This window comes from Streptomyces sp. ISL-99 (genome assembly GCF_018614005.1).
GTDB classification, from domain to species: Bacteria; Actinomycetota; Actinomycetes; order Streptomycetales; family Streptomycetaceae; genus Streptomyces; species Streptomyces flavidovirens.
Genome location: NZ_JAGGPC010000038.1, coordinates 189373 through 205004, shown reverse-complemented (window position 1 = coordinate 205004; position 15632 = coordinate 189373). Strand labels below are relative to the sequence as shown.

The 15632-nt window shown below is 70.7% G+C and carries 11 protein-coding genes and 5 pseudogenes; 8 read left to right on the top strand and 8 right to left on the bottom strand.

The features are described from left to right. Positions 1-64: 64 nt before the first annotated feature. Genes J7E91_RS23680 through J7E91_RS23670 form a run of 3 tightly spaced genes read right to left on the bottom strand, consistent with a single transcriptional unit; the run spans position 65 to position 3085 of the window. Positions 65-1594, bottom strand: coding sequence for an NAD(P)/FAD-dependent oxidoreductase (locus J7E91_RS23680; RefSeq protein WP_214908061.1), 1530 nt, complete (start codon positions 1592-1594; stop codon positions 65-67). Then, positions 1575-1889: a (2Fe-2S)-binding protein gene (locus tag J7E91_RS23675; protein ID WP_214908059.1), complete on the bottom strand. Its 315-nt coding sequence runs from the start codon at positions 1887-1889 to the stop codon at positions 1575-1577. The genes J7E91_RS23680 and J7E91_RS23675 overlap by 20 nt, the downstream gene beginning before the upstream one ends. A gap of 41 nt (positions 1890-1930) precedes the next feature. Continuing rightward, positions 1931-3085 carry an FAD-binding oxidoreductase gene (locus J7E91_RS23670; RefSeq protein WP_214908057.1) on the bottom strand — a complete coding sequence of 385 codons (1155 nt, stop codon included), beginning with the start codon at positions 3083-3085 and terminating at the stop codon, positions 1931-1933. A gap of 177 nt (positions 3086-3262) precedes the next feature. On the opposite strand from J7E91_RS23670, the gene J7E91_RS23665 reads away from it, so the two are divergent. The 5 genes and pseudogenes from J7E91_RS23665 (at position 3263) to J7E91_RS23645 (ending at position 8953) form a co-directional block, all read left to right on the top strand. Further along, positions 3263-5017: an ABC transporter substrate-binding protein gene (locus J7E91_RS23665; RefSeq protein WP_214908055.1), complete on the top strand. Its 1755-nt coding sequence runs from the start codon at positions 3263-3265 to the stop codon at positions 5015-5017. Between the two features lie 14 nt (positions 5018-5031). After that, entirely contained in the window at positions 5032-5958 is a 927-nt protein-coding gene (locus J7E91_RS23660) for an ABC transporter permease (RefSeq protein WP_214908053.1), read from the top strand. Next, positions 5955-6941, top strand: coding sequence for an ABC transporter permease (locus J7E91_RS23655; RefSeq protein WP_214908051.1), 987 nt, complete (start codon positions 5955-5957; stop codon positions 6939-6941). Before J7E91_RS23660 ends, J7E91_RS23655 begins: the two co-directional genes overlap by 4 nt. Beyond that, positions 6941-7972, top strand: coding sequence for an ABC transporter ATP-binding protein (locus J7E91_RS23650; protein WP_214908050.1), 1032 nt, complete (start codon positions 6941-6943; stop codon positions 7970-7972). Before J7E91_RS23655 ends, J7E91_RS23650 begins: the two co-directional genes overlap by 1 nt. Then, positions 7969-8953, top strand: a pseudogene (locus J7E91_RS23645) (ABC transporter ATP-binding protein). The gene J7E91_RS23650 and the pseudogene J7E91_RS23645 overlap by 4 nt, the downstream one beginning before the upstream one ends. 140 nt (positions 8954-9093) lie before the next feature. On the opposite strand, the gene J7E91_RS23640 reads toward J7E91_RS23645, so the two are convergent. Both J7E91_RS23640 and J7E91_RS23635 read right to left on the bottom strand, forming a co-directional pair. Next, positions 9094-10017 carry an RNA polymerase sigma-70 factor gene (locus J7E91_RS23640; RefSeq protein ID WP_214908049.1) on the bottom strand — a complete coding sequence of 308 codons (924 nt, stop codon included), beginning with the start codon at positions 10015-10017 and terminating at the stop codon, positions 9094-9096. Between the two features lie 169 nt (positions 10018-10186). Then, on the bottom strand, positions 10187-10660 hold the full coding sequence (locus J7E91_RS23635; protein WP_214908048.1) for a carboxymuconolactone decarboxylase family protein: 474 nt from the start codon (positions 10658-10660) through the stop codon (positions 10187-10189). Positions 10661-10774: 114 nt separating this feature from the next. On the opposite strand from J7E91_RS23635, the pseudogene J7E91_RS23630 reads away from it, so the two are divergent. After that, positions 10775-11091, top strand: a pseudogene (locus tag J7E91_RS23630) (lactate utilisation protein LutB domain-containing protein); the annotation flags it as partial. A gap of 317 nt (positions 11092-11408) precedes the next feature. On the opposite strand, the pseudogene J7E91_RS23625 reads toward J7E91_RS23630, so the two are convergent. Both J7E91_RS23625 and J7E91_RS23620 read right to left on the bottom strand, forming a co-directional pair. After that, positions 11409-12044 (bottom strand): annotated as a pseudogene (locus tag J7E91_RS23625) (dioxygenase); the annotation flags it as partial. Positions 12045-12432: 388 nt separating this feature from the next. Then, entirely contained in the window at positions 12433-13032 is a 600-nt protein-coding gene (locus J7E91_RS23620) for a DUF998 domain-containing protein (protein ID WP_214908189.1), read from the bottom strand. Between the two features lie 361 nt (positions 13033-13393). Between J7E91_RS23620 and J7E91_RS23615 the strand changes: the two are divergent. Continuing rightward, positions 13394-13764, top strand: a pseudogene (locus J7E91_RS23615) (B3/4 domain-containing protein); the annotation flags it as partial. On the opposite strand, the pseudogene J7E91_RS23610 reads toward J7E91_RS23615, so the two are convergent. Beyond that, a pseudogene (locus tag J7E91_RS23610) lies at positions 13692-14557 on the bottom strand (DMT family transporter). The pseudogenes J7E91_RS23615 and J7E91_RS23610 overlap by 73 nt on opposite strands. 158 nt (positions 14558-14715) lie before the next feature. On the opposite strand from J7E91_RS23610, the gene J7E91_RS23605 reads away from it, so the two are divergent. Then, entirely contained in the window at positions 14716-15618 is a 903-nt protein-coding gene (locus tag J7E91_RS23605; RefSeq protein ID WP_214908047.1) for a LysR family transcriptional regulator, read from the top strand. The last annotated feature ends 14 nt before the right edge of the window (positions 15619-15632 follow it).

The following is a 15632-nucleotide window of genomic DNA, read 5'->3' as shown; positions in this document are numbered from 1 at the left end:
GTGAGCCCTTCTATGGCGTGTGACATTTACTTTGGATGGTGCGGTGCCGCGGGGGCACAGGGGTTCAGCCGTCGGCCTTCCCGGCGGAATGCGCGGCGTCGGATACGGTGCCCACATCGGTCACCTCAGCCCCCTCAGCCCCCTCGACCGCCTCAGCCGCCTCGTCGGGCGAGCCGAGGGCGCCGAGCACCCCGAGCGTCACGGGAACGGCGAGCGGGCGGCGCTCGTCCGGCGGCGGCACCGCGCCGCCGCCGGACGCGAGGCAGGCCACGGCCGCACCGCACATCCGCCCCTGACACCACCCCATGCCCGCCCGGGTGAGGAGCTTGACGGTCCGCGCGTCACGGGCGCCGAGGTCGTCGATCGCCTCGCGGACGCGTCCGGCGGTGACCTCCTCGCAGCGGCACACGTCCGTGTCGTCGGTCAGCCAGTGCGCCCATCCGGGTCCGGGCGCGTGAGCGGCGGCCATGACATCGGCGAAGTCGCGCATGCGGTCGCGGTGACGGCGCAGTTCGTCCACGCGCCCGCTCCGGGCGAGCCGGGGCCGCCCGAGCAGCCGGGCGGCGATGGCGGTTCCCGCCAATTCCCCTTCGATACGGGCCAGTTGGGAGCCCCCGGCTCCTCCGGTCTCCCCCGCCGCCCACAGGCCGGACACCGAGGTCTCCTGGAGGTCGTCCAGGACGAGGGCGGTGGTTCCGTCGGCGGTACGGCGGGTGGCGCAGCCGACTGTGGTGGCGAGCTCGATCTGGGGCGCGAGTCCGTGCCCCACGGCGAGCGCGTCGCACTCGATCCGACGGCCCGACCCCTGTACGGGCCGCCAGTTCGGGTCGAGCCGGGCGACCGTAACGGCCTCCACTCGTTCGGTGCCGTGCACCTGGATGACCGCGCTGCGCGTGCGCACCCGCACGCCGTGGCGGAGCAGCGCGGCGCCATGGGCCACCGCTTCGGCGAGTTTGTGCGAACTGGCGGCCAGGACGCGGGGGTGGCGGGCGTACCGCAGATAACCTGACGCCTCCACCACGGCGGGGACGCGTGCCCCGGCGGCGGCGAGCGAGGAGGCGACCGCGAGCAGCAGTGGGCCGCTGCCCGCGACGACGACCCGCCTGCCGGGCAGCGCGAGCCCCGACTTGAGCATGGCCTGGGCTCCCCCGGCACCCACCACACCCGGCAGAGTCCAGCCGGGGAAGGGCAGTTGACGTTCGTACGCCCCGGTCGCGAGGAGGACGGCTCGCGCCCGCACACACACGGGACGCTCCCCGTCGCCGTCGGCCCCGGTCACGGCGTGCACCGCCCACACACCCCCGTCTTCCCGCGTCACCGTCCAGACGTGATGCCCCGCCAGGTGAGTGATGTCGCTCGCGTCCTGGCGTCGGCGCAGCTCGGCGAAGGCCGACCAGTCATGGTGCAGGGCCTCGGGGCGGACTGCTCCGAGTGCGGGTGCGGGATGCCGGTAGAACTGGCCGCCGACCTGGCCGGACGTATCGAGAAGGGCGACCGACAGGCCGGATTCCGAGGCGGTGACGGCGCCGGACAGTCCGGCTGGTCCCGCGCCGATGACCGCGAGGTCGTACGGTTCAGACGCTGAGTCCGGCACGGCCGTGTCCTTCCTGGGTGGTGATCGCGTCACCGGGGCGGGCCGGGACCAGGCAGGCCCTCCGGTTGGGCTCTCCGTTGATGGTGGCGAGGCAGTCGTAGCACTGGCCGATGCCGCAGAAGGCGCCTCGCGGCCCGCCGCCGACGCGGGTGGTGCGCCAGGCGAGGATGCCCGCTGCCCACAGCGCGGCGGCGACGGACTGTCCGGTCAGGGCGGCCACGGGACGTCCGTCCAGAGTGATCTCGAACGGCGGCTCGGGCTGCGCCCCGACCAGTTCGGCGGGGGTACGGGCCACTGCGGGCCTCCTCTCGTGTGCGGGTCTCGGATGCGGGTGGATCAGACGGCGGCCGCGAAGCGGTCAGGCCTGAACGGCGTGGTGTCGAGGGGCGGTTCACCGCCGGTCAGACACCGGGCGATGACCAGCCCGGTGGCCGGTGCGAGGCCGATTCCCGCGCCCTCGTGGCCGCAGGCGTGCAGCAGCCCGGGGACGCGTGGATCGGGACCGATCGCGGGCAAGTGGTCCGGCAGGTACGGGCGGAAGCCCGCGTACGTCCGCATCACCCGCACCCCGGCCAGCGCGGGGAACAGAGCCGTGGCCCCGGCCGCGAGGCGCCGCAGCACCTCGACCGACAAGGACCGGTCGAAGCCCACCCGTTCACGGCTGGCGCCGATCAGGACCGGCCCGGCGGGCGTGCCCTCGACCACCGCCGAGGTCTGCAGCGCGGCGGACCCACTGGCCACGTCGGCGACGTAATCCGCCGCGTACACCTTGTGCCGCACCACGCGCGGCAGCGGTTCGGTGACGAGCACGAACCCTCTGCGGGGCAGCACGGGGAGCTCCACCCCCGCGAGCCGGGCGAGTTCACCGCCCCAGGTGCCGGCGGCGTTGACCACGTACGGGCCGTGCACCTCCCCCGACGCCGTGCGCACCCCCCGGATTTCGCCACTGGCCCCGGTGAGCAGGCCGGTGACCTCCTCGCCGAGCCGCAGCCGCACCCGCTCCCCCGACGCCTTCAGCAGATGGGCCGCCGCCAGTGCGGGCTGGACCTGGGCGTCCTGCGGATAGTGGAAGCCGCCCGCCAGGGCGGGGGCGAGGTGGGGCTCCAGGTCGTGCAGCCGGTCCGCCGGGATCTCGTGGGCCGTGACCCCCGCCTTCTCCTGCCCGGCCGCGAAGTCGCGCAGTGCGGCCATGCCGGCCTCACCGGAGGCGACGACGAGGCCGCCTTTGGGCTCGTACTCGGTCGCGGGTGGGAGCAGTTCGGCGAGCTCGCACCACAACTGCGAGGAGAGCAGCGCGAGTTCGAGTTCGGGGCCGGGCTCCTTGTCGGAGACCAGGAGGTTGCCCTCACCGGCACCCGTGGTGCCACCCGCCACGGGGCCGCGGTCGAGCACGGTGACGGTGAGACCGGCCCGGGCGGCGTAGTAGGCGCAGGCGGCGCCGACCACACCCGCTCCGATGACGATGACGTCCGACGAGTTCCTCGTGAGCACGTCAGTAATATTTCACATTGCACTACTGCTTGCCAAGACCCCTCGCCGGTCAACCACCGCTGGGACACAGCTCGATAACGGAGGTGCCGATGGGTTGTCAGTACAATTTCACATTACTATGTTACCGGTCACATTCCAGCCGCTCTGGCTGCCCGACTGTTCACGGAGTGACCACTGATGAACAAGCGCACTCTTCACGCTGTCGCCACCGCTCTGGCGGCGACCGTCGCGTTCGGCACGGCCGGCTGTTCCGGCGGCAAACACTCCGGCGGCGGCCAGGACAGAGCCAACGGGATTAACCCGGCAACGGGCAACGTCGGTGCGGCAGTCGGCGGAACTCCGCAGAAGGGCGGCACGCTGACCGTCCTGTCCAACCAGGACTTCACACACCTCGACCCGGCCCGCAACTGGGTCATGGGCGACATGGACTTCGGCACCCGGCTGCTCTACCGCACACTGGTGACGTACAAAGCCGAACCGGGCGCCAAGGGCGGGGAGTTGACCCCTGACCTCGCCGAGGACCTCGGCGTCTCCTCCAACGGCGCCAAGACCTGGACCTTCAAGCTCAAGAAGGGCCTCAAGTACGAGGACGGGACCCCGATCACCGCCCAGGACATCAAGTACAACGTCGAGCGGTCCTTCTCCCCCGACCTGCCCGGCGGTCCCGATTACGCGGCCCGCTATCTCGCCGGCGCCGAGGGATACCAGGGCCCCGCCCAGGGCAAGCACCTGGCTTCCGTCAAGACCCCCGACGACCACACGATCGTCTTCGAACTGCGCAAGCCCTTCGCGGAGTTTCCGTACGCCACGGTGCTGCCCACCTTCGCCCCGGTGCCGAAGTCACGGGACAGGGGCCCTCAGTACGACAACCGCCCGTTCTCCTCGGGCCCGTACAAGATCGAGTCGTACGCCCGCGACAAGCGACTCGTGCTGGTCCGCAACACCCACTGGGACCCGGCGACGGACGCAGTGCGCAAGGCGTACCCGGACAGGCTGGTCGTGGTGATGGGACTCAAGGCCAACCAGATCGACGACCGGCTCATCGCCTCCCAGGGCCCGGACGCCTCCGCCGTCTCCTGGGGCAAGCTGCGCCCCGAAAGCACCCCCAAGGTGCTCACCAAGGCCGACGTCAAGGCGCGACTGCTCGCCGAGTCCAGCAACTGCACCGAGATGGTGCAGATGCACACGGCTCGCGCCCCCTTCGACAACGTCAAGGTCCGCCAGGCCGTGCAGTACGCACTGGACCGTGAGGCGGTCCTGACCGCCTCCGGCGGCCCCGCCCTCAACGATCCGGCCACCGCCCTCATGCCCGGCTCGCTCTTCGGCGGCAAGCAGCCCGACAGCCTGAGGATCCCGGTCACCGGTGACGTGACGAAGGCCAACCAGCTCCTCGAGGAAGCGGGCAAGCCGGACGGCTTCGCCACCAGCATCACCGTGTCCAACGGCGACAAGGGAGTCGGCGAAGCGATCCAGCAGTCCCTCGGCCGGGCCGGCATCAGGGTCGTCATCGAGACCGTCGACCCGTCCGCCTTCTACGACACCATCGGCGACACCAAGAACCGCACCGACCTCGTCTACACCGGCTGGTGCCCCGACTATCCCTCCGGATCCACCTTCCTGCCCTTCGTCTTCGACGGCCGTTACATCAAGGAGAAGGGGAACTCCGGCAACCACTCGCTCTTCCGCGACAAAGCCACGATGAAGCGCATGGACGCCATCGCCGCCATGACCGATGCCGCGCGGGCCAACAAGGCGTGGCAGCGGCTGGACGGGGAGATCCTCGCGAAGGCCCCGACTGCCCCCGCCGTGACCGAACGCATGCCGCTGCTGCTCGGCACCAACATCGCGGGAGCCTTCGGTCACACCTCCTTCGGTGGCCAGATCGACTACGCGACGGTCGGTCTCAAGAACCCGTCCCGCAGCGCGAACTGATGCCAGGTCAGACCATGTCCACCAGCTCCCCGCCCGTTCCCGCGGGCAGCGGCCCCTGGCAGCTCGCCCGCACCGAACTGCGCCGCCGCACCTCCGTGAAGATCTCCCTCGCCGTGGTCGCGCTCTTCGCTGTCATGGCGGTGGCCGCCCCGCTGCTCAGCGCGCTGGGCGGCTGGACCCCCGAGGAGTACGACAAGTCCGCCGTCGACCCGTACCTGGGCGGGCAGCCCCTCGGTCCACTCGGCGGCATCTCGACCGAGCACTGGCTCGGCGTCGAACCCGTCACCGGCCGCGACCTGTTCGCCCGCGTGGTACACGGCGCGCAGGTCTCCCTGCTCATCGCCTTCGCCGCCACCGCGATCGTCGTCATCGCCGGGACAGCGGCCGGCATCGCGGCCGGCTACTTCGGCGGCCGCACCGACACCGTGCTCTCCCGCCTGATGGACCTCACCATGTCCTTCCCCTCCCTCATCTTCATGATCGCGATGATGTCGGTGGCCAGGGACGTCAACCGGGTCGTCCTGATGACCGCCGTCATCGGCCTGTTCGGCTGGCCCGGCATCGCCCGCGTCGTGCGCGGGCAGACCCTCTCGCTCAAGCACCGCGAGTACGTCGACGCCGCGCGGGTGGGCGGATCGGGGCCCTGGCGGATCCTCACCCGCGACATCCTGCCGGGCGTCGCCGGGCCGGTCATCGCGTACACGACCCTGATCATCCCGGGGATGATCGCCACCGAGGCGGCCCTGAGCTACCTGGGCGTCGGTGTCCGGCCGCCCACCCCGTCCTGGGGCCAGATGATCGCCGAGAGCGTCGCCTTCTACGACACGGACCCCACGTACTTCGTCATCCCGAGCCTCTGCCTCTTCCTCACCGTGCTCGCGTTCACCCTGCTCGGGGACGCACTGCGGGACATCCTCGACCCGAGAGGCAGCCGCACGTGATCCTCTACCTCGGCCGCCGGCTGCTCGGCGTCACCGGCGTCCTGATCGCCATCGCCGCCGTCACCTTCACCATCTTCTACGTCCTGCCGTCCGACCCGGCCGCCGCGGCGTGCGGCAAGGCGTGCAGCGCCGAACGGCTGGAGGCGATCCGCGCCCACATGGGCCTGGACCAGCCGCTGTGGCGGCAGTTCAGCGACTTCGTCACCGGCATCTTCACCGGCCGCACCATGGGCACCGGCCAGTACGCCCTGCACTGCGACTTCCCGTGCCTCGGCTACTCGTACGAGAGCAGCCAAGGCGTGTGGGACCTGCTGATGGACCGGCTCCCGGTCTCCGCCTCGCTCGCGCTGGGCGCCGCGGTGATCTGGCTGGCGCTCGGGCTCTCCGCGGGAGTCGCCGCCGCCCTGCACAAGGACACGCTCACCGACCGCGCCCTCATGGTCGGCGCGGTCGCCGCCGCCTCGATGCCCGTCTACTTCACCTCGGTGATGCTGATCTACGGGCTGATCCGGGTGGCCGGCCTCCTCCCCTACCCGAGTTACGTGCCCTTCGGCTCCGACGCCCTCCACTGGGCCTCCAACCTGCTGCTGCCCTGGCTGGCGCTCGCCGTCCTGTACGCGGCCATGTACGCCCGCCAGAGCCGCAGTTCGATGATCGAGACCATGGCGGAGCCGTACATCCGCACCGCCCGTGCCAAGGGCCTGCCGCGCCGGACCGTCGTCGTCAAGCACGGTCTGCGGGCCGGCATGACACCCGTCCTCACCCTCTTCGGAATGGACCTGGGTGGACTGCTCGCCGGTGCGGTGATCACCGAGTCGATCTTCGGACTTCCCGGCATCGGGCGGCTCTTCCACGGCGCCCTGTCCACCGGCGACCAGCCGGTCATCCTCGGCGTCACGCTGCTCGCCGCCACCTTCATCGTCGTCGCCAACCTGGCCGTCGACCTGCTCTACGCCGTTGTCGACCCGCGAGTGAGGCACTGATGTCCGACACCGAACCTCTGCTGTCGGCTCTGCTGTCGGTCAAGGACCTGACGGTGACCTTCCCGACGAAACACGGTGCGGTACGAGCCGTGGACTCCCTCTCCTTCGACGTGCGGCCGGGCCGGACGCTGGGCATCGTCGGCGAATCCGGCTCCGGCAAGTCCGTCACCTCCATGGCCGTGCTGGGCCTGCACACCGGCGCGGAGGTCACCGGCTCGATCCGCCTGGCCGGGCGCGAACTCGTGGGGCTCCCGGAGCGCGGACTCAACCGGCTGCGCGGCCGGAAGATGGCAATGATCTTCCAGGACCCGCTCTCCAGCCTCCATCCGTACTACACCGTGGGCGAGCAGATCGCCGAACACCACCGGGTGCACTTCGGCAGCGGCAGAAGAGCCGCCCGCGAGCGGGCCGTCGAAGCGCTCGCGGAGGTCGGCATCCCCGAACCGAGACGCCGGGCCGGGGAATACCCGCACCAGTTCTCCGGCGGCATGCGCCAGCGCGTGATGATCGCGATGGCCCTGGCCTGTGAACCCGAGCTGCTCATCGCCGACGAGCCGACCACCGCCCTGGACGTCACCGTCCAGGCCCAGATCCTGGAGCTGATCGCCCGGCTCCAGGAGCAGCGTGGCCTCGCCGTCGCCCTGATCACGCACGACCTGGGAGTGGTCGCCCGCGTCGCCCATGACGTGCTGGTGATGTACGGGGGCCGGGCCACCGAACAGGCCCCGGTGGACGACCTGTTCGCCTCCCCCGCCCACCCCTACACCCAGGGGCTGCTCGACTCCCTGCCCCGCCTCGACGACAGCGACGACGAGCCGCTGCGGGCGATCCCCGGCAGCCCTCCGTCGCTGCTCACCCCGGCCCCCGGCTGCGCGTTCGCGCCCCGGTGCCCTCGGCTCGCCGGGGCGCCGGCCGACGAGCGGTCCCGCTGCGAGACGGAACGCCCCCTGCTCGACGGTCCGGCCGGGCACCCGGCCGCCTGCCACTTCCCCGCGTACCGAACCCCCGCCCACGAAGGCGTCGCCTCATGACCACCACGGCCCCCCAACCACTTCTCTCCGTACGGGACTTGACGATGACCTTCCCCGGCAGGCGCCGCTCGTCGGCTCCGATCCGGGCACGTCGACGGCATCGGCTTCGACGTGGCGGCGGGCGAGACGCTGGGCCTCGTCGGCGAGTCCGGCTGCGGGAAGTCGACCACCGGACGCCTGATCGTCCGGCTTCTGGAGCCGACCGCCGGCTCCATCACGTACGACGGCCGCGACATCAGCCACCTCTCCCCGCGCGAACTGAAGCCGCTCCGCAAGGACGTGCAGATGGTCTTCCAGGACCCGCACTCCTCCCTCAACCCCCGCCAGACCGTGGCCCGGATCATCTCCGATCCGCTGATGGTGCAGGGGAGTTCGGCGGCCGGGGCACGCAAGCGGGCGGCCGAGCTGATGGACCTGGTCGGGCTCATCCCCGAGCACATCGACCGCTATCCGCACGAGTTCTCCGGCGGCCAGGCCCAGCGCATCGGCATCGCCCGCTCGCTGGCCACCAGCCCCCGGCTGGTCGTCGCCGACGAACCGGTCTCCGCCCTCGACGTCTCCGTACAGGCCCAGATCGTCAACCTGATGGAGCGGCTGCAGCGCGAACTCGGCCTCGCGTACCTCTTCATCGCCCACGACCTGTCGGTGGTCAAACGGGTCTGCGACCGGGTCGCCGTCATGTACCTGGGCCGGATCGTCGAAATCGGCACCAAGGAGCGGGTGTACGCCGCCCCGGCCCACCCCTACACCCGGGCACTGCTGTCCGCCGTGCCGCTGCCCGACCCGGCGGCCGAACGGACCCGCGAGCGCATCACACTGCTCGGCGACCCGCCGAGCCCGGCGGCGCCGCCATCGGGCTGCACCTTCCACCCGCGCTGCCCCAAGGCGCAGGAGATCTGCCGCACCGAGGCACCGCTGCTGCGGATCGCCGCGCCGGGCGAGTCCAGGGAGGTGGCCTGCCACTTCCCAGAGGGTGCCTGAATCGCCCGCGCCCGTGCCCCGGCTTCTGTTGAGAGCCGGGGCCGGACTGCGTGGGGAAGGCTGAGGTCTCATCACGAGCACCCTGCGGCGCCGCTGACATGATCTGCCGGTGAACGAGCCGGCCCGTACCACTCCCGAGGTCAGTTCACCCGCCGACGGGCCTGCTTCACCTCGCGGTCGATGGCCCAGGCGTCGGCGACCGGCCCGAGGTGGCCGAGCTTGTCGGGATTGATCACCCCGCGGATGGTCTGAATCTGCCCGTCGAGCACCTCGAGGGCCAGGATGTGGACCACCTTGCCGTTCCGGTCGCGGGAGATCGCGCCGGGCTGGCCATTGATCTCGTGCAGCTCGAACGTCACGTCGACCCGGATCAGCCAGGGGAAGACCGAGCCCAGCAGCCGGGCCACGTTCTCCGCGCCCACGACGGCCTTGGCCAGCTGCGGGGCCTTGCCGCCGCCGTCCCCGACCAGCTGTACGTCGGCGGCCAGCAGATTCCGCAGCCCGCCCACATCGCCGTTCTTCAGCGCGTCGAAGAACCGCGTCGCCAGCTCCTGTCGCTCCTGACGGTCCGCTGCGAACCGCGGCCGCCCGGCGTCCATATGCCGCCGCGCCCGCACGAGCAGCTGCCGGCATGCCGCCTCCGAACGCCCCACCGCCGCGGCGATCTCGTCGAACCCGAAGGCGAACACCTCCCGCAGCACGAACACTGCCCGCTCCAGCGGGCTGAGCCGCTCCAGCAGCAGCAGCGCCGCCATCGACACCGAGTCGGCCAGCTCCACCGACCGCGCCGGATCCTGATACGGATCGCTCAGCAACGGCTCGGGAACCCACGGACCGACGTACTCCTCCCGCCGCACCCGCGCGGAACGCAGCACATCGATCGAGATCCGTGTCACCGCGGCCGACAGAAAAGCCTTGGTCGACGTGGGCCGGGTCGCCGAGCCGTCAAAGCGCAGCCATGTCTCCTGTACCGCGTCCTCGGCCTCACCCACACTGCCCAGGATCCGATAGGCGATCGAAAACAGCAGCGGCCGCAGCTCCTCGAACTCCTCGACCTTGCTCACGCCGAATCTCCTTCCCTTGAAGCCCTCCGACCCGGCCGTACTCCCCCGGCGCAGGCGTCCTCTGGTGATCACCCGGACCACCGGCAGGCCGGAGCAACGCCCCGGGCCTGGGGGCTCGGAGCCCGCAGCCGGGCCCCGAGCCAGTTGCTGATGCTGATGCTGATGCTGTTCAGTGGAACTGCCCGGGCTCGTAGTTGCCGGCGGGCTGCTGGTTGATGATGTTCAGCCGGTTCGCCGTGTTCATGAAGCAAACCAGGATCACCAGGGCGGTGAGCTGCTCCTGGTCGTAGTGCTTGGCGGCATTGGCCCAGACCTCGTCGCTGACCCCACCGGCCGCATCCGCGACCCGGGTCCCCTCCTCCGCCAGCTCCAGCGCGGCGCGCTCGGCCTCGGTGAAGACCGTGGCCTCCCGCCACGCCGCGACCAGGTGCAGCCGCACCGAGGTCTCGCCGGCAGCGGCGGCCTCCTTGGTGTGCATGTCGATGCAGACGGCGCAACCGTTGATCTGACTTACGCGAAGCGCCACCAATTCCTGGGTGGCGGTCGGCAGCGGCGAGGCCTTGAGCACCTTGCCCGCCGACATGAAGTGCTTGAGGACCTTGTCGGCGGTCGGGTCGGCGAAGTAGTTCAGTCGCGCGTCCATGGTGTGCTCCTCTGTGGTCGTCAGTGGCTACACCCCCTGAGACGGGGTAGCCCGACGCCCTGTGACATGGACGAATGTGACCTGCGTCTCCCAGCCGTCGGCGCACGTCGGCCCTACGAGGTGCGCCCCGCCGCCATCGACATCCCCGAGGTGCTGGTGCACCTGCGCGAACGTACGGCCCAAGGCGGCACGGCCACCCGACCCGGCACCAGGGTCGCCCTCAAACCGGCGAAGGGGCACGCGGTCGAACGCACCGCCATGCGGGCCGCCCGCTGGGTCCTCTCCCGCCCCGGCGCCCTGCGCGCGGGCCAGCACCTGGCCTCGCGGATCCGGCGCCTCCACCCGCCCCCCCCCTGCCGCGACCCGGCCGTGCGTGGAGCGCCACCCGTGACCTACCGGCCGTCCCGGCGGAACCCATCCGCGACTGGTGACTGCGCACGGACGGCGGAAAGGACCACGTGCCTGATGAACAGCCGAGACCTCGTGCTGGCCCGCGTACGACGCGCACTGTCCGACACTCGGGGCCCCCACCCCCACACCGTACGAACCAGCCGTCCAGCGCGCCTACGAGCGCGAACACGACACCCGCACAGTGGCGGAAACGATGGACCTGCTCACCGAGAACCTGACGGACTACCGAGCCGGGGGCCGGGGTAACCGCTGCATGACGGCCCCCGGGTCACCTGTGGACGCTGACATGGAAACCGCCCTTTGGGTTCCATGTCCCTGTTGTACGGATGGAGTGCCGTCAGCCGGTGCCGGTGTGGGTCTCGTCCGGGGCGACGCCGAGTGTCAGCGACGCCCGGACACCCTGTGTCATCCGCCCCTTCTTGTACTTCAGCGTGAGTAGTCCGCCCTGGGCCCCGTTGCCGGGGTAGGTGGAGTCGTCGCCGAGGGTTGTCCGCTCCGTGGTGTTGGTGGAGTACGGAGTGACCTTTGCGGAGTCCAGTACCGCCTCCTCGGCGAAGAAGAGCTGGCCGGTGTGGCAGGCATGCCCGCCCTCATAGCCGGCGTCCGTCAGCTTGCCTCCGACATGCACCTTGGTGTGGATGTGCACGCAGCGGCCCCGGTACCAGCCCGGGAAAATCGTTCTGAACTCCACATAGCCGTGCCTGTCGGTGAGCTGGGTGCCGCGCAGGTAGCGCTCGTCGTCGGTCGGTTCCTCGTGGCCGCCGCCCCCTCCACTCGGCCCGCCGGACGGAGGGAACCCGGTCGGGCCACCGGAGGGGGCACCGGACGGGGGAGCGCCAGCCGGCGCCCCGCTCGGAGGCGTACCGCCCCCGCCACCATTGCTGAGGCTCTCGTACCCGGAGTAGAGGCCCAACGCGTCGCAGTGCCAGACGTCTACGGCCGCGCCCCGCAGCGGCTTGCAGGTGTCCGAGTCGCGCTGCCGACCCCGAGCGCAGCTGCGGCCGTACCGCCTGCCACAACGAATCGGCGACGCGTCATGCCCCGTTTGTGCGTGGGTCCTTGGGTGTCTGTCATATCCGGCACGCTAGGGACCGAACCTGTCAGAGACCTGCGGAGAGCCTGTGAGTCCCTGTGAATGGGCGGCGGCCGTGCGGGGGGGGTGCCGCTATATGTTCGGCGTTGTTGACGATCCGGGCGCAGCTGATGGCGTTCATGCCACAACGGGCCCATTCAAGCGACGAGTTCAGCAATCACATCGAGTTGCCAGCCCCGTGATCCGCTGATCGCGCAGTTCACCGTTGGGCACCAGTCCTCTCAGCTTCATCTGCTCCCGGCAGCAACCAAGTGCCCATGGGCCTTGATCAATGCGAAGGTCTGTAATGGTCAGAGTGGCGGAGGCAGGAGGCGACGACCACAAAGGGCCACAGGGACTGAATGGATGTCACGAGACGTTCAGCAACACCTGCGGCACCGTGTTGATGCATCTCGATCATGAACCAGGCCGCGCCGACGCACATAGAAGCAGTCGCCACGATTGAGGGCACGGGCCGGAGTCCCCATGGTGCGGCTCCGCCGCGATCGGCGGCCAGAAGTGGCCACACCGCCAGGAGAGCGAAGCCGACCGCGGCAACGGAACCATGCCGCAAGGAACCCCCACTGCTCGGCGCCGGGAAGAAAGCCACCACCAACGCTGACACTCCCTCGCCGCCCAACGCCACACGTCCGGCGAGCGCGGCCGCGCGCAGCCCCCAGGCGGTAAGCAGGTGGCAGGCGCCCAGGGCGAGGAACGCTCCGGTCATCACCCAGAATCCCGCAGACCCGTAGGCCGCCAAGACGCTGATCGTCTGAGTAACAGGGTCGTAGGCGGGCCCTTCGAGCAGCGCCGCGATCGTCCAGCCTCCGACCAACAGGACAGGCGCACACCCCGACGAAAGCAAGGCCCACCTAGGCACAAGTTGTATCAGGCAACCATAAAACGCCCAGCCATTCCTCCGCCGCGCACACGCAGGCGAGTGGAATACGAATCCGCAAGGGCCGTACGGGCATCGCGGAAGCCTGGCCGCAGAGCGCTGCGACGTCGCCGGCCGCACCAAGATCCGGACCGTGCACGGTGCAAACACCCCAAGATCTGCTCCACAGAGCACTGTTCGTGCTGGCCGGACTCTCCCACCTAGAAGCCGTTGACGGAGCCGCCCCTTGCTGCACCTTCGCCCCGAGGCCCCTTCCGAGGAGGCCGTCGACGGGGCCTCCACCCCTCCACCGCGGAGACGTGGGTGAGATACGCCAACGACAGCTGGACCCCACTACCTGGCCGCCCGCACCCGCATCGAGGCATGGCACACCGCGTACCGCTCCTTCGGTACCAACCCCCGCCGCATCCGCCCCAGCGTCGACGCACTCGGCCGCCGTCTCGCCAAGAAGGGCACCCTGCCGCGCATCAACCCGGCCGTCGACTCCTACCACGCTGTCTCCGTCCGGCACGGCCTGCCCACCGGCACCTTCGACCTCGACCTCGACCACGTCACCGGCGACGTGGACATCCGCCACGCGGACGGCACCGAGGCGTTCACCCCGCTCGGCGAACCGGACACCATCGAGAACCCCAAGCCGGGCAGATCATCTACGCCGACACCACCGGCGTCCTCACCCGCCACTGGAACCACCGCGACGCCCACCGCACCCGCGTCGTGGAGACCGCGGCGGTGTTCGCTCCGACGATCACGGCGATGGCAAGCCAGGCGACGATATCGAGCTGCTGCCCGAGGACGGCGAGACCGACCAGCGCCGCGAAGACCGGGTTCACGCTCATGAAAACGCCGAAGAAGTGCGCCGGAAGGCGGCGCAGCGCCAGCAGGTCGGCCAGGAACGGCACCGCGGAGGAGAGCACCCCGGCTGCGAGGGCGCAGGCCAGCGCGGTGGGCGTGGGCGGGTGGTGCCACAGCACCCACGCGCCGACGGGCAGGTAGAGGGCGCCGGAGACGGCCGCTGCGGCGGCCGAGCCTTCCAGGCCGGGCAGCCGGGCCCCGACGGTCCGGTTGAGCAGGATGTAGCAGGCCCAGCATGTCGCGGCCAGCAGAGCCAGGCCGACGCCCAGATAGTCGGTGGAGGGTGTGGGGCGCGTGAGGACGGCCACCGCGCCCGCAGCCGCCACCGCGGCGACCAGGTCGATACGGCGGCGGGAGCCGGCCAGGGCTACGGTCAGCGGGCCGAGGAACTCCAGCGTGACAGCCAGCCCGAGCCCGATCCGCTCGATCGCCGCGTACAGGGACAGGTTCATCACCGCGAACGCCAGCGCAAGGCCCGCACAGGACGCCACTGCGCCGCGGTGAAGTGCCGCAGCCGTGGCCTGCCGACGGCCCCGAGCACGACGGCAGCCACCCACTGTCGCACCGCCACCACCCCGGCAGGCCCGAGCACCGGAAACGCCAGCGCCGCGATGGAAGCCCCCGTCTGGTTGGACAGGCCGCTGCCCAGCATCAGCGCCACCGCGATCCCGCGCCCCATGCCTCGGGCAGGGGCGGCCCCGTCGGCTGCGGTGGCTCGGGGTATCGCAGCGGGGGAGGAATCGAGCTTCATGGCCCCCACAATGAGAGACCATCGGTATACGCAAAATGCATCTGCACACCCACCTATACGCTGGGTGTATGGATGAGATGCGGCACAGGGCGGCTGAGCTGGAGCTGAAGCACCTGCGGTGCCTGGTGGCCATCATTGACACCGGCAGCTTCACCGACGCCGCCCACGAACTGGGCATCTCCCAGGCCGCCGTCTCCCGCACCCTCGCCGGCCTCGAAAGCCTTCTCGGGTTACGGCTGCTGCACCGCACCAGCCGCAGCGTCGCCCCGACCGCCGCGGGTGTGCAGGCCCTGGCCCGCGCCCGCATGCTGCTCGCCGGCGCCGACGAACTCGTCCGCGAAGCCACCACCGGCCATACCCGCCTGCACATCGGCCACCCCTGGTCCGCCTTCGGCCGGCACACCACCGAGTTCCAGCGCCGCTGGCACGAACAGCACCCCGAGACCGACCTGCGCCTCATCCGCCACAACACTCCCACCGGCGGCCTGGCCGAAGGGCTGTGCGACCTCGCCGTCATCCGTGCCCCGATCGACCTCAAACCGTGGTCCCACGCGCTGATCGGCGACGAGGCCCGTTACGTCGCTCTGGCGTCCGACGACCCCTGGGCCCGCCGCCGGAGTATCCGCCTGGACGAGATCACCGGCCGTACGCTGGCCATCGACCGCCGAACAGGCACCACTGCCTTGGATCTATGGCCCGAGGGGGACCGGCCCGCGGTCGAGTACACCCACGACATCGACGACTGGCTCGCCGCCATCGCCACCGGCCGCTGCATCGGACTGACCCCCCAGGCCACCGCCGCCCAGTACCGCCCCGACGGCATCATCTACCGCCCCCTCCGCGACGCCGAGCCGGTCCCCGTCCACCTCATCTGGCGCGCCCACACCACGCACCCCGCCACCCACACAGCGATCGCCCTTGCCGCCAGCCTCTACCGCGAGGACCACAGCACCCCCCGCTCGCATAAATGACCAGTGGCGTGCAG